General features: G+C 58.5%; 25 protein-coding genes. 15 read left to right on the plus strand and 10 right to left on the minus strand.

Features of this window, described 5'->3' with window-relative positions:
• Window positions 1–78: 78 nt before the first annotated feature.
• The 8 genes from SERRSCBI_RS08980 to pyrC all read right to left on the minus strand — a co-directional run bounded on the left by SERRSCBI_RS08980 (window position 79) and on the right by pyrC (window position 5,667).
• A complete protein-coding gene (locus tag SERRSCBI_RS08980; protein WP_042784191.1) occupies window positions 79–1,098 on the minus strand; it encodes a zinc-dependent alcohol dehydrogenase family protein in 1,020 nt (339 codons plus the stop codon).
• A gap of 3 nt (window positions 1,099–1,101) precedes the next feature.
• Window positions 1,102–1,218: a DUF2770 family protein gene (locus SERRSCBI_RS24035; RefSeq protein WP_004927822.1), complete on the minus strand. Its 117-nt coding sequence runs from the start codon at window positions 1,216–1,218 to the stop codon at window positions 1,102–1,104.
• A 123-nt stretch (window positions 1,219–1,341) separates the two neighbouring features.
• Window positions 1,342–1,968 carry a LuxR C-terminal-related transcriptional regulator gene (locus SERRSCBI_RS08990; RefSeq protein WP_042784193.1) on the minus strand — a complete coding sequence of 209 codons (627 nt, stop codon included), beginning with the start codon at window positions 1,966–1,968 and terminating at the stop codon, window positions 1,342–1,344.
• 216 nt (window positions 1,969–2,184) lie between these two features.
• On the minus strand, window positions 2,185–3,300 hold the full coding sequence (gene solA, locus SERRSCBI_RS08995) for an N-methyl-L-tryptophan oxidase (RefSeq protein ID WP_042784195.1): 1,116 nt from the start codon (window positions 3,298–3,300) through the stop codon (window positions 2,185–2,187).
• 139 nt (window positions 3,301–3,439) lie between these two features.
• Complete coding sequence (bssS, locus tag SERRSCBI_RS09000) at window positions 3,440–3,694, minus strand: biofilm formation regulator BssS (protein ID WP_004927812.1); 255 nt, start codon at window positions 3,692–3,694, stop codon at window positions 3,440–3,442.
• Between the two features lie 199 nt (window positions 3,695–3,893).
• Entirely contained in the window at window positions 3,894–4,175 is a 282-nt protein-coding gene (locus SERRSCBI_RS09005) for a hypothetical protein (protein ID WP_033642676.1), read from the minus strand.
• Between the two features lie 130 nt (window positions 4,176–4,305).
• A complete protein-coding gene (dinI, locus tag SERRSCBI_RS09010; RefSeq protein ID WP_033650738.1) occupies window positions 4,306–4,545 on the minus strand; it encodes a DNA damage-inducible protein I in 240 nt (79 codons plus the stop codon).
• A 75-nt stretch (window positions 4,546–4,620) separates the two neighbouring features.
• Window positions 4,621–5,667: a dihydroorotase gene (pyrC, locus tag SERRSCBI_RS09015; protein ID WP_042784197.1), complete on the minus strand. Its 1,047-nt coding sequence runs from the start codon at window positions 5,665–5,667 to the stop codon at window positions 4,621–4,623.
• A gap of 213 nt (window positions 5,668–5,880) precedes the next feature.
• On the opposite strand from pyrC, the gene SERRSCBI_RS09020 reads away from it, so the two are divergent.
• Window positions 5,881–6,168 (plus strand): putative quinol monooxygenase, encoded by a 288-nt coding sequence (locus tag SERRSCBI_RS09020; RefSeq protein WP_042785682.1) that lies wholly within the window; start codon window positions 5,881–5,883, stop codon window positions 6,166–6,168.
• Between the two features lie 60 nt (window positions 6,169–6,228).
• On the opposite strand, the gene rne is transcribed toward SERRSCBI_RS09020, so the two are convergent.
• On the minus strand, window positions 6,229–9,597 hold the full coding sequence (gene rne, locus SERRSCBI_RS09025; RefSeq protein ID WP_042784199.1) for a ribonuclease E: 3,369 nt from the start codon (window positions 9,595–9,597) through the stop codon (window positions 6,229–6,231).
• A gap of 552 nt (window positions 9,598–10,149) precedes the next feature.
• On the opposite strand from rne, the gene rluC reads away from it, so the two are divergent.
• Entirely contained in the window at window positions 10,150–11,109 is a 960-nt protein-coding gene (gene rluC / locus SERRSCBI_RS09030) for a 23S rRNA pseudouridine(955/2504/2580) synthase RluC (RefSeq protein WP_042784200.1), read from the plus strand.
• A 6-nt stretch (window positions 11,110–11,115) separates the two neighbouring features.
• Here rluC and SERRSCBI_RS09035 read toward each other — a convergent pair whose 3' ends face one another.
• On the minus strand, window positions 11,116–11,697 hold the full coding sequence (locus tag SERRSCBI_RS09035) for a nucleoside triphosphate pyrophosphatase (RefSeq protein ID WP_042784201.1): 582 nt from the start codon (window positions 11,695–11,697) through the stop codon (window positions 11,116–11,118).
• Between the two features lie 141 nt (window positions 11,698–11,838).
• On the opposite strand from SERRSCBI_RS09035, the gene yceD reads away from it, so the two are divergent.
• The 13 genes from yceD to SERRSCBI_RS09095 all read left to right on the plus strand — a co-directional run bounded on the left by yceD (window position 11,839) and on the right by SERRSCBI_RS09095 (window position 22,370).
• The gene (gene yceD / locus SERRSCBI_RS09040) at window positions 11,839–12,360 is read left to right on the plus strand and encodes a 23S rRNA accumulation protein YceD (protein WP_004927780.1); all 522 of its coding nucleotides are present in this window, start codon (window positions 11,839–11,841) and stop codon (window positions 12,358–12,360) included.
• Window positions 12,361–12,376: 16 nt separating this feature from the next.
• Entirely contained in the window at window positions 12,377–12,544 is a 168-nt protein-coding gene (gene rpmF, locus SERRSCBI_RS24040) for a 50S ribosomal protein L32 (RefSeq protein ID WP_004927778.1), read from the plus strand.
• A gap of 11 nt (window positions 12,545–12,555) precedes the next feature.
• Complete coding sequence (gene plsX / locus SERRSCBI_RS09045) at window positions 12,556–13,590, plus strand: phosphate acyltransferase PlsX (RefSeq protein WP_071841648.1); 1,035 nt, start codon at window positions 12,556–12,558, stop codon at window positions 13,588–13,590.
• Between the two features lie 6 nt (window positions 13,591–13,596).
• A complete protein-coding gene (locus tag SERRSCBI_RS09050; RefSeq protein ID WP_033642683.1) occupies window positions 13,597–14,550 on the plus strand; it encodes a beta-ketoacyl-ACP synthase III in 954 nt (317 codons plus the stop codon).
• An 18-nt stretch (window positions 14,551–14,568) separates the two neighbouring features.
• A complete protein-coding gene (fabD, locus tag SERRSCBI_RS09055) occupies window positions 14,569–15,498 on the plus strand; it encodes an ACP S-malonyltransferase (protein ID WP_042784202.1) in 930 nt (309 codons plus the stop codon).
• A gap of 11 nt (window positions 15,499–15,509) precedes the next feature.
• A complete protein-coding gene (gene fabG, locus SERRSCBI_RS09060; protein WP_004928729.1) occupies window positions 15,510–16,244 on the plus strand; it encodes a 3-oxoacyl-ACP reductase FabG in 735 nt (244 codons plus the stop codon).
• Between the two features lie 154 nt (window positions 16,245–16,398).
• Window positions 16,399–16,635: an acyl carrier protein gene (acpP, locus tag SERRSCBI_RS09065; RefSeq protein ID WP_004719003.1), complete on the plus strand. Its 237-nt coding sequence runs from the start codon at window positions 16,399–16,401 to the stop codon at window positions 16,633–16,635.
• Between the two features lie 82 nt (window positions 16,636–16,717).
• Window positions 16,718–17,959, plus strand: coding sequence for a beta-ketoacyl-ACP synthase II (gene fabF / locus SERRSCBI_RS09070; protein WP_033642685.1), 1,242 nt, complete (start codon window positions 16,718–16,720; stop codon window positions 17,957–17,959).
• 143 nt (window positions 17,960–18,102) lie between these two features.
• Window positions 18,103–18,900: an aminodeoxychorismate lyase gene (gene pabC, locus SERRSCBI_RS09075; protein ID WP_033642686.1), complete on the plus strand. Its 798-nt coding sequence runs from the start codon at window positions 18,103–18,105 to the stop codon at window positions 18,898–18,900.
• A 13-nt stretch (window positions 18,901–18,913) separates the two neighbouring features.
• Window positions 18,914–19,939, plus strand: coding sequence for an endolytic transglycosylase MltG (gene mltG / locus SERRSCBI_RS09080; RefSeq protein WP_042784205.1), 1,026 nt, complete (start codon window positions 18,914–18,916; stop codon window positions 19,937–19,939).
• The gene (gene tmk, locus SERRSCBI_RS09085) at window positions 19,929–20,567 is read left to right on the plus strand and encodes a dTMP kinase (protein ID WP_042784206.1); all 639 of its coding nucleotides are present in this window, start codon (window positions 19,929–19,931) and stop codon (window positions 20,565–20,567) included. Before mltG ends, tmk begins: the two co-directional genes overlap by 11 nt.
• On the plus strand, window positions 20,567–21,574 hold the full coding sequence (gene holB / locus SERRSCBI_RS09090; protein ID WP_033650744.1) for a DNA polymerase III subunit delta': 1,008 nt from the start codon (window positions 20,567–20,569) through the stop codon (window positions 21,572–21,574). The genes tmk and holB overlap by 1 nt, the downstream gene beginning before the upstream one ends.
• 19 nt (window positions 21,575–21,593) lie before the next feature.
• Window positions 21,594–22,370 carry a metal-dependent hydrolase gene (locus SERRSCBI_RS09095; protein WP_042784208.1) on the plus strand — a complete coding sequence of 259 codons (777 nt, stop codon included), beginning with the start codon at window positions 21,594–21,596 and terminating at the stop codon, window positions 22,368–22,370.
• Window positions 22,371–22,489: the final 119 nt, after the last annotated feature.

A 22,489-nucleotide genomic window follows, 5' to 3' on the forward strand; every position in this document is an offset into this window, starting at 1 on the left:
CCGGCGCCCTAATAAAAGGGTATCTCAGGACTAATGAATTAGTATTACCGGAAAAATTACCTTTTCCTCCATTGCATTTTATTTATTGGGAACCCCGTTGAATAATAGTTCATCCACCGCAATCGTCTCCGATGTCGTCGGCGTAAGGAATATTTTGCAATTCACGCCGGGCTGGGCGGCGTGGTGCAGCGCCGCTGCGTACTGACGCAAAGGATAAATCGCGGCGGGCGGGCGCAGCGCCAGCTGGCCGCGTCGCAGCAGCAGGAATAACTGATAAAACGCCGTCTGCCATTGCGCCGGCGCTGCCTGTGCGTTCCATTTGCGCAAGTGGAACAGCGAAGCGCGCAGCTTTAACTCGTCCACCACGCGCCGCCAGTCTACCTGGCGGCCGCTCAGCAGGCCCAGCGCCACAAAATCGCCGCCGGTGCGAACCGCCCGCGCCAACTGCAATCCGTCTTCTCCGCCAATGCAGTCGATGGCCGCACGGGCGCCAAAATTCGTCATTTCCGCCAGCTGCGGCGCTTCGATAACGCGCCAGGTGCCGGCGGCCAGCAACGCCTGGCGATGAGCGGCGTTGCGCGCCACGACCGCCAGACGAATGCCGCGCAGCGCCGTCAGCTGCGCCAGCAGCAGGCTGACAGCGGAGCCGCCGCCGTTGAGCAGCAGTACGTCGCCGGCGCTGAGCGGCAGCCATTGGGTCAACAGCACCCAGCAGGTGAGCGGGTTGATATAGATTTGCGCTGCGCAGGCGTCGTCGATGTCGTCCGGCACCCAGACCACCCGATCTTCAGGCAGCGTGACGAACGTTTGCCAACTGCCGTTACCCGCTACCGCCAGCGCGCGTCGGCCCGTTGAATGCCCATTCTGCGGATTGACGACGACGCCCACGCCTTCATATCCCGGCACCTGAGGAAGGGCGATGCGGTGCGCGTATTGGCCGTGGATCGGGATCAGATCGGAAGGGTTGATCGGGGCATAGCGCATCTGCAATAACCGCTGTCCGGGGCGCAGCAACGGTCTGCTCGTCTGCTGCAATTCCAGCACCTGGGCGGGATCGCCGAAGCGGTTGAAGCTCAATCGGGGAAATAACGGCGGCATGGCTTACATGACGAAAAAGAAATAGACATCCAACGCCAGCAGCACCAGCCACAGACAAAGGTACAGCACCAGATGCTCACGCACATTGTTGACGATAGCCGCCAGTATTCGGTTTAACATTTCAGCCGCCTGAAGAGAAGGACCCTTGATTATAGTCCTTTTCTCGGCGTCATTTATAGCGCGCCGCGCGTGAGTGGCGGGAAAGTGGCGATAAAAAAAGCCTGCGTTATCGCAGGCTTGAGGTTACACGGCCAACAGCGCCAGCGGCGTTGAATTCGCCGGCGTGCTCGGCGGGTAGAAATAGCGCAGCACGTTATACAGCGAGTAAAACTCCAGCCGGTTGCGCGCGTTGATCTTTTCCGTGATGTGACGCTTGTGCACATAGACCGTATGGGAGCTGATCTGCAGTTTTTTCGCAATGCGGTAGTTAGGCATCTCTGCCATCCAATACTTCATTACCGTCAGCTCCTGCGGGCTGAACAGGGAACGCTCTTCGCCGTCATCGGCCAGCGCCAGCGGATTCTCGCGCAGCGTGCGTAAGGTGAGCGGCAGAATGCTTTTATTGAACAGAAAGGCGTTATCGGCGATGCGCATTGGCGCTTCGCTGTAAGGGTAAGGTGTATCGAGATAAATAAACAGCAAGGCGCACTGGCTGGCTTCCATAAAGGCCTGCAGTTGCGCGTCCGCTTCGTTATAGCGGCATTGGTTGCTGAGGTTCACCAGAATGTGGCTCGGCTGAAAGCTGGCCAACAGCGATGTAGCGTATTCAATGCTGTGGCAGCACTTGATCGTCGTGATCCCACTATCAGCAAAGTAGCTGGCTATACCGACCCGGGTGAAGCAGCATTCGTCCACGACAAGTAGTTTCATGGTGACGTCCTTGTTGAAAGCCGATGGAGCATATCTTCTGTAAAATAGGACTTACACTGCAAGTGTTCAATTCGGAAATTCAACTGCTGAATATAAGAAATTTCCGTTATCAGGATTTTTACTTGGTATTTAAAAGAGTTAGCAGGTTAACAAATTGTAACCGCCAAATTTCGCTGTCCAGTGCCTGAGGGGGACTTGGACAGCGAAATCCTTCGCTCAGCTAAATCGTTTCAGACCAAAGCTTGAGACGTCAACCGGCGGCGCTTTGTCCTGCGCGAACAGCGCGGCGATCTCGCCCAGAGCGCTGGCGAACTTGAAGCCGTGGCCGCTCAATCCGCTGATGACCATCAGGCGATCGCAATCCGGCAGGGTATCGATAATAAAGTCTTCGTCGGGGCTCATATCATAGCTGCAGGCTTCACCGTGTAAACATACGCCTACACCCGGCAAAAATTGCCGCAGGAAGGAGAAAACTTCCGTGCCGTCGCTGGCGTAGCTGCCGAAGGGTTTGCGCTGCTCGGGGGCATCCATCGGCTGGCCGCCGTCATGTTTGCCCACTTTCAGGCCGTCGTTATCCGCCGGAAAACCGTAATAGTGCGTGCCGTCTTGCGCTTCGACGGTAAAGGCCGGGAAACGATTGTTCACGCTGTAGCGGCCATCTGCCTGATGCCAGGAGAAGACTTTGCGCAGTGGCGCGATCGGCAGTTGCGGCAACAGCGCTTTGACCCAGGTGCCGGCGGTGATCACCGCTTTTCGCGCCGTGAAACGCCCTTCGCCGGTGATGACCTCAACGCCGCCATCGATGGGTTCTACCGCGTTGACCGGGCAGTTGAACAGCTGGCTGCAGCCGGCTTCTTTCGCCAGCTTGATCAGGCTGGTTATCGCCAGCTCGGTACGCAGGAACCCCGCGTCTGGCTCGAATACGCCGACATAACCTTCCGGTGCTCGGAATTCTGGCCAGCGCTGATTGATCTGTTCGGCGCTGAGGGTTTGCGCGTTCAGGCGGAATTTTTGCGCGCTGAGCTGCGCATTGCGAATGAATTCGGAGTGCTGTGGCCCCAGGTTGAGCACGCCGCACGACTGGAACAGTTCCTCGCCGGATTGTTGAATCAGCGCATTCCACAGCGCCTGCGCGCGCAGCACCAGCGGCACGTACTTTTCGCCTTCGCCGTATGCGTGACGGATAATGCGGGTATCGCCGTGATGGCTGCCGTTTCGGTGCGGAGGGATAGCGCTGTCGATCATCAGCACTTTCAAGCCGGCCCGCGTGGCATAATAGCCTGCCGCCGCGCCGACGGAACCGCTGCCCACCACAATCAAATCATATTCCACGTGCCAACCCTCTCTGATAGCGATTTCTTATGCCCCCATGATAAAAGGTTGGCGGACGCAATGCACTGATTGAACGGCGAAAGGCGAAGAAAAGGCGCCGGGAAAGGTCGCGGCGCCTTAGGGGGTAGGAGACGATGAATCAATGTTTTCTGCGATCAAGATCCTGGTAATCCGTAGCTTCAATCTTGGCGATGCCGGCCTCTAAGATATTGATTAATTGACGGGCGACATCTGTGGTCAGCCAAAGCGTTCGGTCTACTTGGGCTTCTTCGGGCGTTTGGTCTAGTGAAGACAGGTAATGAAGGCGTATCATCATGGCGTCGTAAACGTCGACAGTACTGATATCCCAACCGACAAGCGGGTGCGTCTGAATTACTTCATCATTTCTGTCCATAAAGACCCCTTATTGAGTAGTAACTACCGTGAGTGACTAACGAGGATCAATGCGGCTCATCATCATGAGAGCAATTACAGTATACGCATCCGCTTTCATCGGTGGAGGGGTTGTCACCTAAAATTGCAAAATAAATATTTATTTGAACAATTATTCTACAAATTCGGGTGCGAACGCGCGATGAGTAAAGCCTGTGGCGTTATTCCGCGCCGCCGGTGGGTGGGGCGGAGCCGTGCAGACATTTTTCCAGTTCTTCTGCCAAGTGCGCGAAATGTTTCTGCGTTTCGGTGTCGCGATTCTGGCTTTGCGATTCCAGCCTCAGGCTGTGGATCAGCCGTTGGTTGGCTTTGTCATCCAGGCTGAAGGCCAGGTAAGAGAAGGCCACTTCCAGTACGTTCAAGCGTCTTTTCTGATCGGCAATCAGCGCCAGCAATTCGCCAAACGTCATTGCGTCTTCGGATTTCACCTTGTCCGGGGCCATGCTTACTCCTTTGCGTTAAATACAGCGCTGAGGCGGATTTGGTTCCAGAGTAAGGGTAAGCGATGAATGGGCAGGGCGCCAGAAACAAAAAAGCCGGAGAGCGACCCCCGGCAAAAACAGCATTGCAGTGTTATTCTGCGCTGAACCATTCGTCCGCGCTTTCCCAGGTTTCCTGAAGGATTTCCTCAATCAGATCCCGGTCGGTTTTGGCGCCCCCCAGCACAGAGAGCCCGTTGGCGCCGGCATAACGGACGTGCACGACGGCGCCTGGAAACTGGCGATTGACCCGTTTGCCCAGCTCGCCGGTCAGCGCCTCAATGGCGCCCGACGGCAGCGGCCGGGTTTTATCTATAGTGACTTCAACACGCATAATTGCCCCCGAAGCGATTTACTGTTTATTTATACAGTTAACCGTAAGCGAGGGCAAGAGGGCGAAGCAAAAATATCAGCCTTTCAGCGACCAGTTCAGGGTTTCGCCGGCCAGGAATGGGATCACGGATTCATTGCCCAGGGCGATCTCTTCCGGCTGGGTGGTCGGCACGCGCTGCAGTTCGATGAAATCTTCGTTGATCGGCAGGCCGTAGAAACGTGGGCCGTTGAGCGAGCAGAAGGCCTCGAAGTGCTCCAGCGCGCCAAGCTGTTCGAAGACGGCAGCGTAAGCCGGGATCGCATTCGGCGCATTGAAGCAGCCGGCGCAGCCGCAGCTGGACTCTTTGCGATGCTTGAGGTGCGGCGCGGAGTCGGTGCCGAGGAAGAAACGGTCCGAGCCGCTGGCAACCGCCTGACGCAGCGCTTCCTGATGGACGTTGCGCTTGAGGATCGGCAGGCAGAACAGGTGTGGGCGAATGCCGCCGACCAGCATGTGGTTGCGGTTGAACATCAGGTGCTGCGGGGTGATGGTGGCGCCGAGGAAACGGTTGCCTGCCTGCACGTACTGCGCCGCTTCTTTGGTGGTGATGTGTTCGAAGACGATTTTCAGTTCCGGGAAGTGACGGCGGATAGGCTCCATCACCTGTTCGATAAAGCGCGCCTCGCGGTCGAAAATATCGACGGCAGGATCGGTCACTTCACCGTGGATCAGCAGCGGCATGCCGATTTTTTGCATTTGCTCGAACAGCGGGTAAATGCCGGTCACGTCGCTGACGCCGTGGCTGGAGTTGGTGGTGGCGTTGGCCGGATACAGCTTGGCGGCGGTAAACACCCCTTGCTCGAAACCGCTGACCAGTTCACTGGCCGCCAGAGAGTTGGTCAGGTAACAGGTCATCAGCGGAGTGAAGTTGTGACCCTGCGGCACCGCCGCCAGAATCCGATCGCGGTAGACGCGCGCGGCGGCCACGGTCGTCACGGGCGGAACCAGGTTCGGCATCACGATCGCCCGGCCAAATACCTGGCTGGTATAGGGCACCACCGTTTTCAGCATCTCATCGTCACGCAGGTGGATATGCCAGTCGTCTGGGCGGCGGATTTTCAGAACTTGAGGTTGTGCGGTCATCTAGCTAGGCTCCGGCGGTCAAATACGTCTAATGAAAAGCGAATAATGGGTTTATTCACGCCGGGGTGTAAGGATAAGCGGAAAGTGCCGCAGATGCATCTGTTTGTTGGCGACAAGTTGAAATCAACGGCGCAGCAGGCGCATAGTGGCAAGGAATTCAACGATGCCGACGCCAATAGCGTCGACTTTCATCAAGTGGAAAGGGAGAAAACAATGGAAGTACGCGTTATCGCCACCCTGCAAGCGAAAGCGGGATTTGAGGCCGCAGTCAGTGAAGCGGTGCACGCCATTCTCGAGCCGAGCCGCCAGGAGCTGGGTAACCTGCAATATGATTTGCATCGCGATCTGGAAAAACCGGGCACCTTCGTGTTCTTTGAGCGTTGGGCCAGCAGCGAAGTGCTGGATAAGCATAATGAGACGGCGCATTTTCAGCAGTTCGTCAGTCGACTTGACGGCAAGTTGGATGTTCTGGACATCAAAAAACTGAAAAAGATCGCCTGAGCTTTTTGCAGGCAAGAAAAAACCCGCCGTCGGCGGGTTTTTTTAGGTGTGCAGATTAACTTATTCGTTAACCGGCTGCGGCTTGGTGGCCGGCGCGGTGGCCTGGCTCACTGCCGAGTGACCACCGGCTGAACCTTTGCCTTCAAAGTTGAAGGAAGGGCGCTGCCAGTCGCTGTGCTTGCGTTCTTCCGGCACGTAGGCCGGCGCAGGCGCTTTGGTCATCGGCGCAGTGGCGATGTGTTTGTACAGCGCGTCCTGCACGGCTTTCACCGGTGCCGGCTGCTGAGCAACCGCAGGCGCAGGCTCGGCGGCCGTTGGTTCCGGCGCTTTTTCTACCGGAGCGGCTGCCGCTGCAGGTGCGGCTTCTACCACTGACGCTTCTTCCGCCGGCGCGGCTTCTACCGGTGCAGTTTCGACCACAGGCTCGTCTTCCGCTGGCTTAGCTTCAACCACTGGCTCTGCCGCTACGGTTTCAGCTACCGGCTGAGCTTCCACTGCAGGGGCAGTCTCTTCCGCTTTCGGTTCTTCAACCGCAACCGTTGCCGGGGCGGTTTCCACCGGCGCCGGGGTTTCCTCGGCCGGGGTGGCAACAACCGGTGCTACGACTGCCGCTTCTTCCGTTACGGTGACGGCGGCAGTTTCAACGGCGGCTTCTGGTGCCGGTTCGTTGACGCTGGCCGCGGCCTGAGTTTCTTCCACGGCAACGCTGTGCTGTTCAACCGCTGCGGCGACAACCTGCGCCTGCTCTACGGCTTCGGTTTGCACTTCGGCTTCTTCAACCTGAGCGACCGGGTAGCTTACCCAGACTTTGCCTGATGCCATTTCCGGAGAAGCGAACGCGCCCACCAACGGCATTGGGGATTGCAGCGGGTAACGCTCGTCGCGGTAACGACGGCGACGCTGGCCGCTGACGCGCAGGTGACGCGGTGAACGACGGGAACGACGCGGCATGCCTTCGCCGTTACCGCGGTTTTCGCCCTGGGCATCGTCTTCCGCCTGAGCGGCAACGGTTTCCGGCAGCAGCTTCACGCTGTCGTCGGCGGTTGGCTGCGCATCTTCGGCTTTCGCTACCGGCGCTTTCGGCGCCAACAGCTCTTCCGCTGCGCGCTGCAGCTCTTCTTCCGCGGACAGGATGCGCACTTTCTGCGTCAGAGGGCGGCGCTGACGGCGCTGCATGTTCTGCTGCTGGCGTTCTTCCTGCTCTTCGTCGGTGCTCTCGACCGCGTCAACGCTTTCCAGCGCTTTCACTTCCTGCTGAGCCTGACGTTTCTCTTCCTGACGACGACGCTGGCGTTCAGCACGCTGTTCACGGCGCTGCTGCTGATCTTCGCGCGGCGCTTTAGCGCTTTCTTCCGAGGCAGTTTCCTCCGCTACCGGCGCGTTCTGCTGCTGGTTGCGGCGGTTACGGCGCTGCTCATCGCGGGATTCACGCGATTCACGGCCTTCACGGTTCTCACGCGGTTCACGGTTGTCACGTTCGCGATTGTCACGGCCTTCACCGCGCTCTTTACGTTCGCCGCGTTCCGGACGATCCCCACGGTCGCTACGCTCACCGCGCTCTTTACGGCCGGTGCCTTGACGGCGCTGACCGCGACGATCCTGACGACGGTTTTCACCGTTGCCTTCCGCCTTCGGCGTTTCGGCCGGTTTGGCTTCTTCGACGGCAGGTTGTTCTTCACCGGCGAACAGGCTCTTCAAACCACCGAACAGGCGGCCCAGGAAGCCCGGCTTGGCGGTGGCCGGCGCTGCGGCTTTAGCCTTGGCGGCTGCAGCGACAGGTTTGGCAACGGCGACGGGTTCTTCAGCCGGCGGCGGCACATCGGCGGACAGGGAGAAGGAAGCCAGGGCCGGTTGCTCCGGACGCTTGCGTTCCATCGGCGCATCTTCCAGCGGACGCTCCATGTCTTCTTCGTGCAGTTTCGGCAGCAGGTAGCTGAGGGTAGAGGTTTCCTCGCCCTTGCGTACGCGCAGCACTGAGTAGTGCGGGGTTTGCATTTCATCGTTCGGCACGATGACGGCTTTCACGCCACCCTGACGTTTTTCGATCGCGCTGACGGATTCACGCTTTTCGTTCAGCAGGTACGAAGCGACCTGAACCGGTACGATAGCGTGAACTTCTTTGGTGTTTTCCTTCAGCGCTTCTTCTTCGATCAGGCGCAGGATGGACAGTGCCAGCGATTCGTTGTCGCGGATGGTGCCGGTGCCGTTACAGCGTGGGCACACGTGGTGGCTGGATTCACCCAGCGACGGGCTGAGGCGCTGACGCGACATTTCCAGCAGGCCGAAACGGGAGATGCGGCCGATTTGGATGCGCGCGCGGTCTTGACGCACGGCGTCGCGCAAGCGGTTTTCCACTTCGCGCTGGTGGCGTACCGGCGTCATGTCGATGAAGTCGATGACGATCAGGCCGCCGAGGTCGCGCAGGCGCAGCTGGCGAGCGATTTCGTCCGCCGCTTCCAGGTTGGTGTTGAACGCCGTCTCTTCGATGTCGCCGCCGCGGGTTGCGCGTGCGGAGTTGATGTCGATGGCGGTCAGCGCTTCGGTGCTGTCGATGACGATCGAGCCGCCGGACGGCAGGCGCACTTCGCGCTGGAAGGCGGATTCGATCTGCGATTCGATCTGATAGTGGCTGAACAGAGGAATTTCACCGCTGTACAGTTTGATTTTGCTGCTGAAATCCGGGCGGCCCAGCGCGGCGATGTGCTCTTTGGCCAGATCGAGAATTTTCGGGTTGTCGATCAGGATTTCGCCGATGTCCGGGCGCAGGTAATCGCGGAAGGCGCGCACGATAACGTTGCTTTCCTGGTGGATCAGGAACGGCGCAGGGCGGCCTTCGGCGGCTTTTTTGATCGCTTCCCAGTGCTTCAGGCGGAAGGAGAGATCCCACTGCAGCGCGTCGGCGGATTTGCCTACGCCCGCGGTGCGAACGATCAGGCCCATGCCGTCCGGCAGTTGCAGCGAAGAGAGCGCTTCTTTCAGCTCGGTGCGATCGTCACCCTCGATGCGGCGAGAAATACCGCCGGCGCGCGGGTTGTTCGGCATCAGCACCAGATAGCTGCCCGCCAGGCTGATGAAGGTGGTCAAGGCGGCGCCTTTGTTGCCACGTTCTTCTTTGTCTACCTGAACGATGACTTCCTGGCCTTCGCGCAGCACATCTTTGATGTTCGGGCGGCCATGGGAAGAGTAATTGCTAGGGAAGTATTCGCGGGCGATTTCTTTAAGAGGGAGGAAACCATGTCGTTCTGCGCCGTAGTCCACGAACGCTGCTTCAAGACTTGGTTCAATGCGGGTGATTTTGCCTTTGTAAATATTCGCTTTTTTCTGCTCATGACCCGGACTTTCGATATCCAAATCATACAGCCGCTGTCCATCTACGAGGGCAACACGCAACTCTTCCTGCTGAGTTGCGTTAATCAACATTCTTTTCATCTTAACTTACTCGTTATTTTTACATTATCGACAAAGCTGCGGGCAAAATAACCTCATGGCCGGAGTTAAACCGAAAGCCCCGTGTCTTCTCGCAAAGCCGTCAACCTCACGGTTGTCGCCTGCATAGGGGCGCATTATCTCGGTAAGCCTGCTTTTCTTTGTGAAAGACAGCACTTTTACTAGGGGAATAGCCTCTGATTTACGTCGACAGATCTGATTCCATTTGCCGGCCAAGCTGCAACCCGCAGCCCGCTAATTGTTTGATTTCGCATTACGTCTTACGCCATTGCTGCGTTTTTGCGCGATCAGACAAATTTTATAATTCCACCGTTTTCCCTGTTTAACGAGAATCAACGCGGAAAGTGACTGCATTATTCCACTGCTGATGCCGTTATAGCAAGGTGACTTTTCCTTAACTGCGGAAGAAATCGCAAACGTTCAAATCGGCTTGCTGCCTTATTGTCCGCTGGGGTTTCGCCCGCCGTCAGAGAGACAGTTAAGCACAGAAAAAGATGTGGCGCTATTCACGCGCTCTATTTAGAATCCCGCACCATGAAAACGAACAATCCAGCAGTACAATTCATCACGATTTCCGACGACGAAGCCGGTCAGAGAATCGACAACTTTCTGCTCGCTCGCCTGAAAGGCGTGCCGAAGAGCATGATTTATCGCATCGTGCGCAAAGGCGAGGTGCGGGTTAATAAAGGGCGCATCAAGGTCGAATACAAATTGGCGGCCGGCGACGTGGTGCGCGTGCCGCCGGTGCGCGTGGCCGAGCGCGAAGAGGCGCCGGTGTCGGCGAAGCTGGATAAGGTGGCGGCGCTGGCCGACTGCATTCTGTATGAAGATGACCACCTGCTGATCCTCAACAAGCCTTCCGGCACCGCGGTGCACGGCGGCAGCGGCCTGAGCTTCGGCGTGATTGAAGGGCTGCGGGCGCTGCGCCCTGAGGCCCGTTTCCTGGAGCTGGTGCATCGGCTCGATCGCGATACCTCCGGCGTGCTGTTGGTTGCCAAGAAGCGTTCCGCGCTGCGTTCGCTGCATGAGCAACTGCGGCTGAAGGGCATGCAGAAGGATTATCTGGCGCTGGTGCGCGGCCAGTGGCAGTCCCACTGCAAGGCCGTACAGGCGCCGCTGCTGAAAAACATTCTGCAAAGCGGCGAACGTATCGTGCGCGTCAACAGCGAAGGCAAGCCTTCGGAAACCCGCTTCAAGGTGGAGGAGCGTTACGAATTCGCCACCCTGGTGAAGGCCAGCCCAATCACCGGGCGTACCCACCAGATCCGCGTGCACACCCTGCATGTCGGGCATCCGATCGCCTTTGACGATCGCTATGGCGACCGCGAGTTCGATCGTCAACTGGCAGGTACCGGCCTGAAGCGTCTGTTCCTGCACGCCGCGGCGCTGCGCTTCGAGCATCCGGCCACCGGCGAAACGATGCGTATCGAAGCGCCGATGGACGAAGAGCTGCGTCACTGCCTGCAAGTGCTGCGCCGACAGGCCGCCAAATAATCCGCGTCACACCAGCGGGTTGATGCCTTCAGCCCGCAACATCTCCAACAGCGCAATCAACGGCAGGCCGATCAGGGCGTTCGGATCCCGGCCTTCCAGCCTGTCGAACAACGCGATCCCCAACCCCTCGCTCTTGAAACTGCCCGCGCAGTTCAGCGGTTGCTCCAGACGCACATAGGCGGCGATCTCCGCTTCGTTCAGCGCGCGAAAATGCACGTGGAAAGGCTCGCATAGGGCCTGCAACTGTTTGCTGCGGCCGTTGTACAGCGCCAGGCCGGTATAGAAGGTCACGGCCTGGCCGCTTGCCTGGCGCAGCTGCGCGCGGGCGTTTTCCTCGGTATGGGGCTTGCCGGTGATGCTGCCATCGATCACGCAGACCTGATCGGAACCGATGATCAGATGCTCGGGGTAGGCGAGGGCCAGCGCCTGGGCCTTCGCTGCCGCCAGGCGCAGCACCAGCGCTTCCGCGCCTTCGCCCGGCAGCGGGGTTTCATCCACCTCCGGCGCGGCGCAGTCGAACGGCAGCTGCAGTTTCTCCAGCAGCATCTTTCGATAGGGGGAGGTGGAGGCTAAAAGCAATCTCTGCATAATTTTTTTCGCAAACCGTAGCGTAAATGGGTACGGCATTTTAAACTGTCGGCCGCTGTGGAAGCGAATATTGGTGAAAGGAGCCGTTTTACGGCCTTTTTCTTTGACTCTATGTCGTTACAAAGTTAATATGCGCGCCCTATGCAAAAGGTAAAATTACCCTTGACCATTGATGCGGTACGTACCGCTCAGAAACGCCTGGACTATGCTGGTGTCTATGCGCCTGAGCAGGTTACTCGTGTTGCCGACTCCGTGGTCAGTGTGGACAGTGATGTTGAGGTGTCGTTGTCGTTTAATATCGACAATCAACGCCTCGCGGTGATAACAGGGCATGCGGACGTCACGGTAACGTTGATGTGCCAACGCTGTGGAGTCCCGTTCGAACATCAGGTTCACACAACATATTGTTTTAGCCCGGTCGTCAATGATGAGCAGGCTGAGGCATTACCGGAAGCGTACGAACCGATCGAAGTTGACGAGTTTGGCGAAGTCGATCTGTTGGCAATGATTGAAGACGAAATTATTCTTTCACTGCCTGTCGTTCCGGTACATGAATCTGAACACTGTGAAGTGTCCGAAGCGGACATGGTATTTGGCCAACTGCCTCCCGAGGCGGAGAAACCGAATCCGTTTGCCGTATTAGCCAGTTTAAAGCGTAAGTAATTGAGGAGTAAGGTCCATGGCCGTACAACAGAATAAACCAACCCGTTCCAAGCGTGGCATGCGTCGTTCTCACGATGCTCTGACCACGACTACTCTGTCTGTAGACAAAGTATCCGGTGAAACTCACCGTCGTCACCACATCACTGCCGACGGTTTCTACCGCGGTCGCAAGGTTATCGGCTAAGTAGCGATACCTTGACTCGTCTAACCCTGGCGTTAGATGCAATGGGCGGGGACTTCGGTCCCTGCGTCACAGTGCCTGCTTCGTTGCAGGCACTGGCCTCTAATTTACAGCTTCATCTCTTGCTGGTCGGTAATCCCGACGCCATCTCCCCTTTGCTTGCCCACGCCGATCCGGTTCTTCTGGAGCGTCTGCAAGTCGTGCCCGCCGAGTCTGTGATCGCCGGCGACGCCAAACCTTCACAAGCGATACGCGCCAGCCGCGGCACGTCGATGCGCATTGCGCTCGAACAGCTCAGCAGCGGCAACGCGCAGGGCTGCGTCAGCGCCGGCAATACCGGCGCACTGATGGGATTGGCGAAGCTATTGGTCAAGCCATTGGAGGGCATTGAGCGCCCGGCGCTGATGACGGTGATCCCGAACCAGCAGCGCAGCAAAACCGTGGTGCTGGATCTGGGCGCTAACGTCGAGTGCGACAGCACCATGCTGGTGCAGTTTGCCGTGATGGGCGCGGTGATGGCGGAAGAGGTGATCGGCATTGCGCAACCGCGGGTGGCGCTGCTGAATATCGGCGAAGAAGAGACCAAAGGCCTGGATAATATCCGGGAAGCGGCCGCTGTGCTAAAAAATACTCCGGCAATCAACTATATTGGTTACCTGGAAGGAAACGAACTGCTCACCGGTAAGACCGATGTGTTGGTCTGCGACGGCTTCGTGGGCAACGTCACGCTGAAAACCATGGAAGGGGTGGTCAGGGTGTTCTTATCGCTGCTGAAATCGTCCGGCGATGGAAACAAGCGAGCCTGGTGGCTGAAATTGTTGGGCCGTTGGTTGCAAAAACGGGTGGTCAAGCGGTTCGGCCACCTGAACCCCGACCAGTATAATGGCGCATGTCTGTTAGGATTGCGCAGCACCGTAGTCAAGAGCCACGGCGCTGCGAACCCTCACGCGTTTGCAGTCGCAATCGAACAGGCTGTGCAGGCGGTGCAGCGGCAAGTCCCGGAAAGGATTGCTGCGCGCCTTGAGGCTGTATTACCTAAGAGTGACTGATCGTACATGTATACAAAGATTCTCGGTACGGGGAGTTATTTGCCCGTACAAGTGCGCACCAATGCTGATTTGGAAAAAATGGTGGATACCTCTGACGAGTGGATCGTCACGCGTACCGGTATTCGCGAACGCCGCATCGCCGCTGCGGATGAAACCGTCGCGACGATGAGCTTCCAGGCCGCTGAGAAAGCGCTGGAAATGGCAGGTGTGGCTAAAGAAGACATTGGGCTTATCGTCGTGGCGACCACCACGACGACTCACGCGTTCCCGAGTGCGGCGTGCCTGGTGCAGCAAATGTTGGGCATCAAAGACTGCGCGGCGTTCGATCTGGCTGCGGCCTGCGCCGGCTTTACTTATGCGCTCAGCGTGGCCGATCAGTACGTGAAAAACGGCGCGGTCAAACATGCGCTGGTTATCGGCGCGGACGTCTTGTCGCGCACGCTGGATCCTGAAGATCGCGGCACCATCATTCTGTTTGGCGATGGCGCAGGGGCGGTGGTGCTGGGGGCTTCTGAAGAGCAGGGCATTCTGTCTACCCACCTGCATGCCGACGGCAGCTACGGCAGCCTGCTGACGCTGCCTTACAAGGATCGTCAGAATCAAGACAAGCCGGCCTATGTCACCATGGCGGGCAATGAAGTCTTCAAGGTTGCGGTCACCGAACTGGCGCGCATCGTCGATGAGACGTTGCAGGCCAACAACATGGACCGCAGCGAGCTGGATTGGCTGGTGCCGCACCAGGCCAACCTGCGTATCATCAGCGCAACGGCGAAAAAACTGGGCATGGGGATGGACAAAGTGGTGGTGACGCTCGATCGTCACGGCAACACCTCTGCCGCCTCGGTGCCTTCCGCACTGGACGAAGCCGTGCGAGACGGGCGAATTCAGCGTGGCCAGCTGGTGCTGCTGGAAGCCTTCGGCGGCGGCTTTACCTGGGGCTCGGCGCTGGTTCGTTTCTGATTTGAACAGGAATAAAAAATGACGCAATTTGCTTTTGTTTTCCCGGGCCAGGGGTCGCAGGCCGTTGGCATGCTGGCCGAATTGGCCGCACAGTTCCCGATCGTCGAAGAGACTTTCGGTGAGGCCTCTGCCGCGCTGGGTTACGATCTGTGGCAGCTGGTGCAGCAAGGCCCGGCGGAAGAGCTGAACAAGACCTGGCAGACCCAACCGGCTCTGCTGGCGGCTTCCGTAGCGATTTTCCGCGTGTGGCGGCAGCAGGGCGGTAAAGCGCCCGCATTGATGGCGGGCCACAGCCTGGGCGAATACTCGGCGCTGGTCTGCGCCGGCGTGCTGGACTTCAAGGCGGCGATCCGCCTGGTCGAGCTGCGCGGTAAGCTGATGCAGGAAGCGGTGCCGGAAGGCACAGGCGCTATGTACGCTATCATCGGCCTGGACAACGACGCGATCGCCAAGGCGTGCGAAGAGTCCGCGCAGGGACAGGTGGTTTCTCCGGTCAACTTCAACTCGCCGGGCCAGGTGGTTATCGCCGGCAATAAAGAAGCGGTTGAACGTGCAGGCGCCGCCTGTAAAGCGGCGGGCGCCAAACGTGCACTGCCGCTGCCGGTGAGCGTGCCTTCGCACTGCGCGCTGATGAAACCGGCCGCCGACAAGTTGGCCGTGGCGCTGAAGGACATCACCTTCAACGCGCCGCAGGTGCCGGTGGTGAACAACGTCGACGTACGCACCGAAAACGATCCTGAAGCGATCCGCAGTGCGCTGGTGCGTCAGCTGTACAGCCCGGTGCGTTGGACCGAGAGCGTAGAATTTATCGCAGCACAGGGAGTGACGTCGCTGCTGGAAGTGGGGCCGGGCAAAGTGCTGACCGGTCTCACTAAACGTATTGTTGACACCCTGACGGCTGCGGCGGTGAACGACACCGCCAGCCTGTCGGCGGCGCTTGAACAATAAAGAGGAAAATGATGAGCTTCGAAGGTAAAATCGTTCTGGTCACCGGCGCGAGCCGCGGTATTGGCCGAGCTATTGCAGAAACGTTTGTGGCCCGCGGCGCCAAAGTGATCGGCACTGCGACCAGCGAGAGCGGCGCTGAAGCGATCAGCGGCTACCTGGGCGCAAACGGCAAAGGGTTTATGTTGAACGTTGTTGATGCGCAATCTATCGACAGCGTGCTGGCATCGATTCGCGCCGAATTTGGCGAAATCGACATTTTAGTGAATAATGCCGGCATTACGCGTGATAACCTGCTGATGCGTATGAAGGATGATGAGTGGGAGGATATCCTCGACACTAACCTGACTTCCGTATTCCGCCTGTCAAAAGCGGTAATGCGCGCTATGATGAAAAAGCGGTTTGGCCGTATCATCACCATCGGTTCCGTTGTCGGCACCATGGGGAACGCAGGGCAGGCGAACTACGCGGCGGCTAAAGCCGGTCTGATTGGTTTTAGCAAATCTTTGGCACGTGAAGTTGCTTCTCGTGGCATTACGGTCAACGTCGTGGCACCTGGCTTTATTGAAACGGACATGACACGGGCGTTGACAGATGATCAACGCGCAGGCATTTTGTCATCAGTTCCAGCCAACCGGCTGGGCGATGCTAAAGAAATCGCCAGCGCTGTTGCATTTTTGGCCTCTGATGAGGCCGGCTATATCACCGGTGAAACGTTACATGTCAATGGCGGCATGTACATGATTTAAAAAATGTGAAAACCATTTGCGTTATTTGAGGCAAAAACCGCAAAATAGCGTAAAATCGTGGTTTGACCAGCCGGGATTTAGTTGCATCTTTTTCAGCATTTTATACACTACGAAAACCATCGCGAAAGCGAGTTTTGATAGGAAATTTAAGAGTATGAGCACTATCGAAGAACGCGTTAAGAAAATCATTGTTGAGCAACTGGGTGTTAAACAGGAAGAAGTTTTGAACAACGCTTCTTTCGTTGAAGATCTGGGCGCTGATTCTCTTGACACCGTTGAGCTGGTAATGGCACTGGAAGAAGAATTCGACACCGAGATTCCAGACGAAGAAGCTGAGAAGATCACTACTGTTCAGGCAGCTATTGATTTCATCAACGCTAGCCAGCAGTAAGAGAACATATCTAGGCGGTCGTTCGACCGCCTAAGTTTTTTCTATCCCTAGTGTCATATTTTTCCCTCCCTGGAGGACAAACGTGTCTAAGCGTCGAGTAGTTGTGACCGGACTGGGCATGTTGTCTCCTGTCGGCAATACGGTAGAGTCCACGTGGAACGCTCTTCTTGCCGGTCAGAGTGGCATCAGCCTGATCGACCATTTCGATACCACTGCCTATGCGACCAAGTTTGCTGGCCTGGTAAAGAATTTTAATTCTGAGGATTTCATCTCTCGCAAAGATGCGCGCAAGATGGACGCCTTTATCCAGTACGGTATCGCTGCCGGCATGCAAGCCATGCAGGATGCAGGTCTGGACATCACCGAGGCTAACGCCAGCCGCATTGGAGCCGCGATCGGTTCCGGCATCGGCGGCCTGGGTTTGATTGAAGAAAACCACAGTTCACTGGTTAACGGTGGCCCACGGAAAATCAGTCCGTTCTTCGTGCCTTCCACCATTGTGAATATGATTGCAGGTCACCTGACAATCATGTACGGCATGCGTGGCCCAAGCATTTCCATCGCCACCGCCTGTACTTCAGGTGTACACAACATCGGCCATGCCGCGCGTATCATTGCTTACAATGATGCGGATGTGATGCTGGCCGGTGGGGCAGAGAAAGCCAGCACCCCATTGGGCGTCGGCGGCTTTGGCGCAGCGCGCGCCCTGTCCACCCGTAATGACAACCCGCAGGCGGCGAGCCGTCCGTGGGATAAAGACCGCGACGGCTTCGTGCTGGGCGACGGCGCCGGCATGATGGTGCTGGAAGAGTACGAGCACGCGAAAAAACGCGGCGCGAAAATCTACGCCGAAGTGGTGGGCTTTGGGATGAGCAGCGATGCTTATCACATGACGTCGCCGCCGGAAAACGGCGCAGGCGCTGCGCTGGCGATGGAAAATGCCCTGCTTGACGCCGGTGTGACCCCGTCACAAATCGGCTACATCAATGCGCACGGCACCTCTACGCCGGCGGGTGACCAGGCGGAAGCGCAGGCGGTGAAATCCGTCTTCGGCGCTGATGCCCAGCGCGTGCTGGTGAGCTCGACCAAATCGATGACCGGCCACCTGTTGGGTGCGGCGGGCGCGATCGAGTCTATCTTCACCGTGCTGGCGCTGCGCGATCAGGCGGTACCGCCGACCATCAACCTGGATAACCCGGATGAAGGTTGCGATCTGGACTTCGTGCCTCACGAAGCGCGCCAGGTCAGCGATATGGAGTACACCTTGTGTAACTCCTTCGGCTTTGGCGGCACCAACGGCTCGCTGATCTTCCGCCGAGTGTAACTCGCGTGGTTGTTCGCTGATGAAAGCCCGGTTTTTAACCGGGCTTTTTTACGCCTGGCGTCCGGCCGTCAGCAGGGCTGCGTATTGCCTCGCCGCCTGCTATTCTGCGAGCGTAATGAAATCACCCGGCAACAGGAGGAAGCATGTACTGGATTAACGGACAACGCCACGATGCGCTGGCGCCGAGCGATCGTGGCCTGCAGTTCGGCGACGGCTGCTTTACTACCGCCCGGGTTATCGACGGTAAAATCGAGCTGCTGCCCTGGCATCTGGAGCGGCTGCAGCAGGCGGCCCAACGGCTGATGCTGCCCGCCACCGATTGGCCGGCTTTCGAGCGCGAGATGGCGCAGGCGGCAGAATCAATTTCGCTCGGCGTGGTCAAAGCGATACTGACGCGCGGCAGCGGTGGACGAGGCTACAGCCCGACGGGGTGCGAAAACCCGACGCGCATCGTCGCCCGCAGCAGCTACCCTGCGCACTATTTGCAGTGGCGCGAGCAGGGCATCACGCTTGCGCTCAGCCCGGTGGCGCTGGCGCGCAATCCGCTGCTGGCGGGGTTGAAGCATTTGAACCGCCTGGAGCAGGTGCTGATCCGCGCGCATCTTGACCAGACGGCCGCCGACGAGGCGCTGGTGCTTGACACTGCCGGTATGCTGGTGGAATGCTGTGCGGCTAATTTGTTCTGGCGTAAGGGAAAAGCGGTGTTTACCCCGGATCTGAGCCAGGCGGGCGTCGCGGGCCTGATGCGGCGACGGGTGATCGCACTGCTGGCGGGATCGGAATACCGTCTGCACTGCGTCAGCGAGCCGCTGGAGACGCTGGCCGATGCCGACGAAGTCCTGGTGAGCAACGCGCTGATGCCGCTGCTGCCGGTAAACGTTGCTCAATCATGGCGTTATCATTCGCGCCAGCTGTATGATTTTTTGCGTCCACACTGTTAACCATGGCTGATTGATGAAGAAAAGAAAGCTGAAGGTCCTGTCTGTTATTGTTGTTCTGGCATTGGCGCTGCTGTTTTGGGGCTACCAGAAGATCGAACGCTTTGCCGATACGCCGCTGGCTATCCAGCAAGAGACTATCTTCAAACTGCCTGCCGGCACCGGCCGGGTGGCGCTGGAAGGGTTACTGGTACGCGATAAACTGGTGCGCAGCGGCCGCTGGTTCCAGTGGCTGCTGAAACTGGAACCGGAGCTGGCGGAGTTCAAGGCCGGAACCTACCGGTTCACGCCGGGCATGACGGTGCGCCAGATGCTGAAACTGTTGGCCAGCGGTAAAGAGGCGCAGTTCACCGCGCGCTTTATCGAAGGCTCACGCCTGCGTGACTGGCAGCAGGTGCTCCAGCAGTCCAAATACCTGAAACACACCCTGGCGGGCAAAAGTGACGCGGAGATCGCCGCCGCGCTCGGCATTGCTGCAGGAGAAACCCCGGAAGGGCGGCTGTACCCGGATACCTACCAGTATACCGCCGGCATGAGCGACATCGCGCTGCTCAAACGTGCCCACGTCCGCATGAACAAAGCGCTGCAGGCCGCCTGGGACGGCCGCGACACCAGTCTGCCGTACAAAACGCCGGAAGAGCTGCTGACCATGGCATCGATCGTCGAGAAAGAGACCGCCGTGCCGGAAGAGCGCAGCAAGGTGGCGTCGGTGTTCGTCAACCGTTTGCGTCTCGGCATGCGTCTGCAGACCGATCCGACGGTGATCTACGGCATGGGCGAGAGCTATAATGGCAACATCACGCGCAAGGATCTGGAGACGCCGACGCCTTACAACACCTATGTGATCGCCGGCCTGCCGCCAACGCCGATCGCCATGCCGGGCGAGGCCTCGCTGCGAGCGGCCGCCAATCCGGCCAAAACGCCATATCTCTATTTTGTCGCCGACGGCAAGGGTGGGCATACCTTCACCACCAATCTGGCGAGCCATAACCAAGCGGTGCGCGTGTACCGCCAGGCGTTAAAGGAAAAGAATGAAAAGTAAATTCGTTGTAATCGAAGGGCTGGAAGGCGCGGGCAAAACCACCGCGCGCGACACGGTAGTCAATGTGCTGCGTGAACATGGCATCAACGACATCGTCTTCACCCGTGAACCCGGCGGCACGCCGTTGGCGGAGAAGCTGCGCGACCTGTTCAAGCGCGGCATCGACGGCGAATTGCCGACCATCAAGGCCGAAGTCTTGATGCTGTACGCTGCGCGCGTGCAGTTGGTGGAAACCGTGATCAAACCCGCCCTGGCGCGTGGCTCCTGGGTGGTGGGCGATCGCCACGATCTCTCTTCACAAGCCTATCAGGGCGGCGGCCGTGGCGTGGATCCGCAGCTGATGACCTCGCTGCGCGACACCGTGCTGGGGGATTTTCGCCCGGATCTGACGGTCTATCTCGATCTGCCTCCGCTGGTCGGCCTGCAACGCGCGCAGGCGCGCGGTCAGCTGGATCGCATCGAGCAGGAGGCGCTGCCGTTCTTCGAACGCACCCGCGCTCGCTATCTCGAACTGGCGGCGCAGGACGAAACGATCGTCACCGTCGACGCCGCCCAGCCGCTGGAGCAGGTGACTGCGGCGATCCGCGACTGCGTCAGCCACTGGCTGCGGCAGCAGGAAGGCGCATAATGAACTGGTATCCGTGGCTGAATGGCCCTTATCGCCAGCTGATTGGGCAGTACGCCGACGGCCGTGGCCATCATGCGCTGCTGCTGCATGCGGCGGCGGGCAATGGTGACGATGCGTTGGCCTACGGCCTGAGCCGTTGGTTGATCTGCCAACAGCGCAACGGCGAAAAAAGCTGCGGCGAGTGCCATAGCTGCCGGTTGATGCTGGCGGGCAATCACCCGGATTATCACGTGTTGGCGCCGGAAAAGGGCAAGAGCAGCCTGGGCATCGAACCCATCCGCCAGGTGATTGAAACGCTGTACGCCCACGCGCAACAGGGCGGCGCCAAGGTGATTTGGCTGCCGCAGGCGGAACAGCTGACCGAGGCGGCGGCCAACGCGCTGTTGAAAACGCTGGAAGAGCCGCCGGAGAAAACCTATTTTCTGTTGGGTTGCCGTGAGCCATCGCGGCTGATGGCAACGCTGCGCAGCCGCTGCCTGTACTGGCATTTGGCCAGCCCGGATGAGCAGCTCAGCCTGCAGTGGTTGGGCCGGCAGGCGGCGGGCTCTCAGACAGACCGAGTCACGGCGCTGCGCCTGCACGACGGCGCGCCCCTGGCCGCCGAACAGCTGTTGCAACCGCAGCAGTGGCAACAGCGCGGCGCCCTGTGCGCCGCATTGAGCGCCGCGCTGCCGCAACGCGATATGCTGTCGCTGTTGCCGGTGCTAAACCATGAAGACGTCGCCGAACGCCTGCATTGGCTGTGCGCGTTATTGGTGGACGCAATGAAGTGGCAACAGGGCGCGCATCACTATGTATTGAATCAGGATCAGCAGCCGCTGGTGCATCAGCTGGCCAGCCTGCTGAGCAGCGCTTCGCTGCAACAGATTGTGCAGCAGTGGCTGAACTGCCGTCACCAGCTGCTCAGCGTAGTGGGCGTCAACCGCGAGCTGCTGCTGACCGAACAGTTACTTCGCTGGGAACAGATGCTTGGCGCCGCCGGCTATTCCCAACCTCATTCGCTGTAAAGTAAAAGAGTTAAAAATTATGTTGTTAGTCGATTCTCATTGCCACCTTGACGGCCTGGATTACCAAACGCTGCACCAGAATGTAGACGACGCGCTGGCCAAGGCCAAGGCGCGCGACGTCGGCTATGTGCTGGCGGTCGCCACCACGTTGCCGGGTTACCGTTCCATGACCGAACTGATCGGCGAGCGCAACGATGTGGCTTTCTCCTGCGGGGTGCATCCGCTTAATCTGGAAGAGGGCTATGATTACGCCGAGCTGCGTCGCCTGGCGGCGGCGGAGCAGGTGGTGGCGCTGGGAGAGACCGGGCTCGATTACTTCTACCAGAAAGACAACCTTGAGCTGCAGCAGGACTCTTTCCGCGAACATATCCGCATTGGCCGTGATCTGAACAAGCCGGTGATCGTCCACACCCGCGAGGCGCGCGCGGACACGCTGGCGATCCTGCGTGAAGAGAACGCGCAAGACTGCGGCGGCGTGCTGCACTGCTTCACCGAAGATCTGGCCACGGCCGAAGCCTTGCTGGATCTGGGTTTCTACATCTCCTTCTCCGGCATCGTCACCTTCCGTAATGCCGAACAGCTGCGCGAAGTGGCACGTTACGTGCCGCTGGATCGCATGCTGGTGGAAACCGACTCGCCTTATCTGGCGCCGGTGCCGCATCGCGGCAAAGAAAACCAACCCGCCTATGTGCGTGATGTGGCTGAATACATGGCGGTATTGAAGGGCGTCAGCCTGGAACAGCTGGCCGAAGCGACCACCGCCAACTTTTCACGCTTATTTCACCTCGAACTGTGATCTTTGGCCTAGGCTATAGCGGTAGGTCATTGTCTGCGTTAATTTTTTTTAAGCTCGTAATTAATCACTGAAACGGGTAAGGTTCGCTCCCGTTTCAGGGTGATTGGTGCGCGTTTTTT

The sequence above is a fragment of the Serratia sp. SCBI genome (assembly GCF_000747565.1).
In the GTDB taxonomy this organism is placed as follows: domain Bacteria; phylum Pseudomonadota; class Gammaproteobacteria; order Enterobacterales; family Enterobacteriaceae; genus Serratia; species Serratia ureilytica.

Bases quoted from the DNA above. Each gene is read 5' to 3' on its own strand.
- SERRSCBI_RS08980 (WP_042784191.1), bottom strand. From the start codon at position 1,098: ATGCCGCCGTTATTTCCCCGATTGAGCTTCAACCGCTTCGGCGATCCC.
- SERRSCBI_RS24035 (WP_004927822.1), bottom strand. From the start codon at position 1,218: ATGTTAAACCGAATACTGGCGGCTATCGTCAACAATGTGCGTGAGCAT.
- SERRSCBI_RS08990 (WP_042784193.1), bottom strand. From the start codon at position 1,968: ATGAAACTACTTGTCGTGGACGAATGCTGCTTCACCCGGGTCGGTATA.
- bssS (WP_004927812.1), bottom strand. From the start codon at position 3,694: ATGGACAGAAATGATGAAGTAATTCAGACGCACCCGCTTGTCGGTTGG.
- SERRSCBI_RS09005 (WP_033642676.1), bottom strand. From the start codon at position 4,175: ATGGCCCCGGACAAGGTGAAATCCGAAGACGCAATGACGTTTGGCGAA.
- dinI (WP_033650738.1), bottom strand. From the start codon at position 4,545: ATGCGTGTTGAAGTCACTATAGATAAAACCCGGCCGCTGCCGTCGGGC.
- pyrC (WP_042784197.1), bottom strand. From the start codon at position 5,667: ATGACCGCACAACCTCAAGTTCTGAAAATCCGCCGCCCAGACGACTGG.
- SERRSCBI_RS09020 (WP_042785682.1), top strand. From the start codon at position 5,881: ATGGAAGTACGCGTTATCGCCACCCTGCAAGCGAAAGCGGGATTTGAG.
- rne (WP_042784199.1), bottom strand. From the start codon at position 9,597: ATGAAAAGAATGTTGATTAACGCAACTCAGCAGGAAGAGTTGCGTGTT.
- rluC (WP_042784200.1), top strand. From the start codon at position 10,150: ATGAAAACGAACAATCCAGCAGTACAATTCATCACGATTTCCGACGAC.
- SERRSCBI_RS09035 (WP_042784201.1), bottom strand. From the start codon at position 11,697: ATGCAGAGATTGCTTTTAGCCTCCACCTCCCCCTATCGAAAGATGCTG.
- yceD (WP_004927780.1), top strand. From the start codon at position 11,839: ATGCAAAAGGTAAAATTACCCTTGACCATTGATGCGGTACGTACCGCT.
- rpmF (WP_004927778.1), top strand. From the start codon at position 12,377: ATGGCCGTACAACAGAATAAACCAACCCGTTCCAAGCGTGGCATGCGT.
- SERRSCBI_RS09050 (WP_033642683.1), top strand. From the start codon at position 13,597: ATGTATACAAAGATTCTCGGTACGGGGAGTTATTTGCCCGTACAAGTG.
- fabD (WP_042784202.1), top strand. From the start codon at position 14,569: ATGACGCAATTTGCTTTTGTTTTCCCGGGCCAGGGGTCGCAGGCCGTT.
- fabG (WP_004928729.1), top strand. From the start codon at position 15,510: ATGAGCTTCGAAGGTAAAATCGTTCTGGTCACCGGCGCGAGCCGCGGT.
- acpP (WP_004719003.1), top strand. From the start codon at position 16,399: ATGAGCACTATCGAAGAACGCGTTAAGAAAATCATTGTTGAGCAACTG.
- pabC (WP_033642686.1), top strand. From the start codon at position 18,103: ATGTACTGGATTAACGGACAACGCCACGATGCGCTGGCGCCGAGCGAT.
- mltG (WP_042784205.1), top strand. From the start codon at position 18,914: ATGAAGAAAAGAAAGCTGAAGGTCCTGTCTGTTATTGTTGTTCTGGCA.
- tmk (WP_042784206.1), top strand. From the start codon at position 19,929: ATGAAAAGTAAATTCGTTGTAATCGAAGGGCTGGAAGGCGCGGGCAAA.
- holB (WP_033650744.1), top strand. From the start codon at position 20,567: ATGAACTGGTATCCGTGGCTGAATGGCCCTTATCGCCAGCTGATTGGG.
- SERRSCBI_RS09095 (WP_042784208.1), top strand. From the start codon at position 21,594: ATGTTGTTAGTCGATTCTCATTGCCACCTTGACGGCCTGGATTACCAA.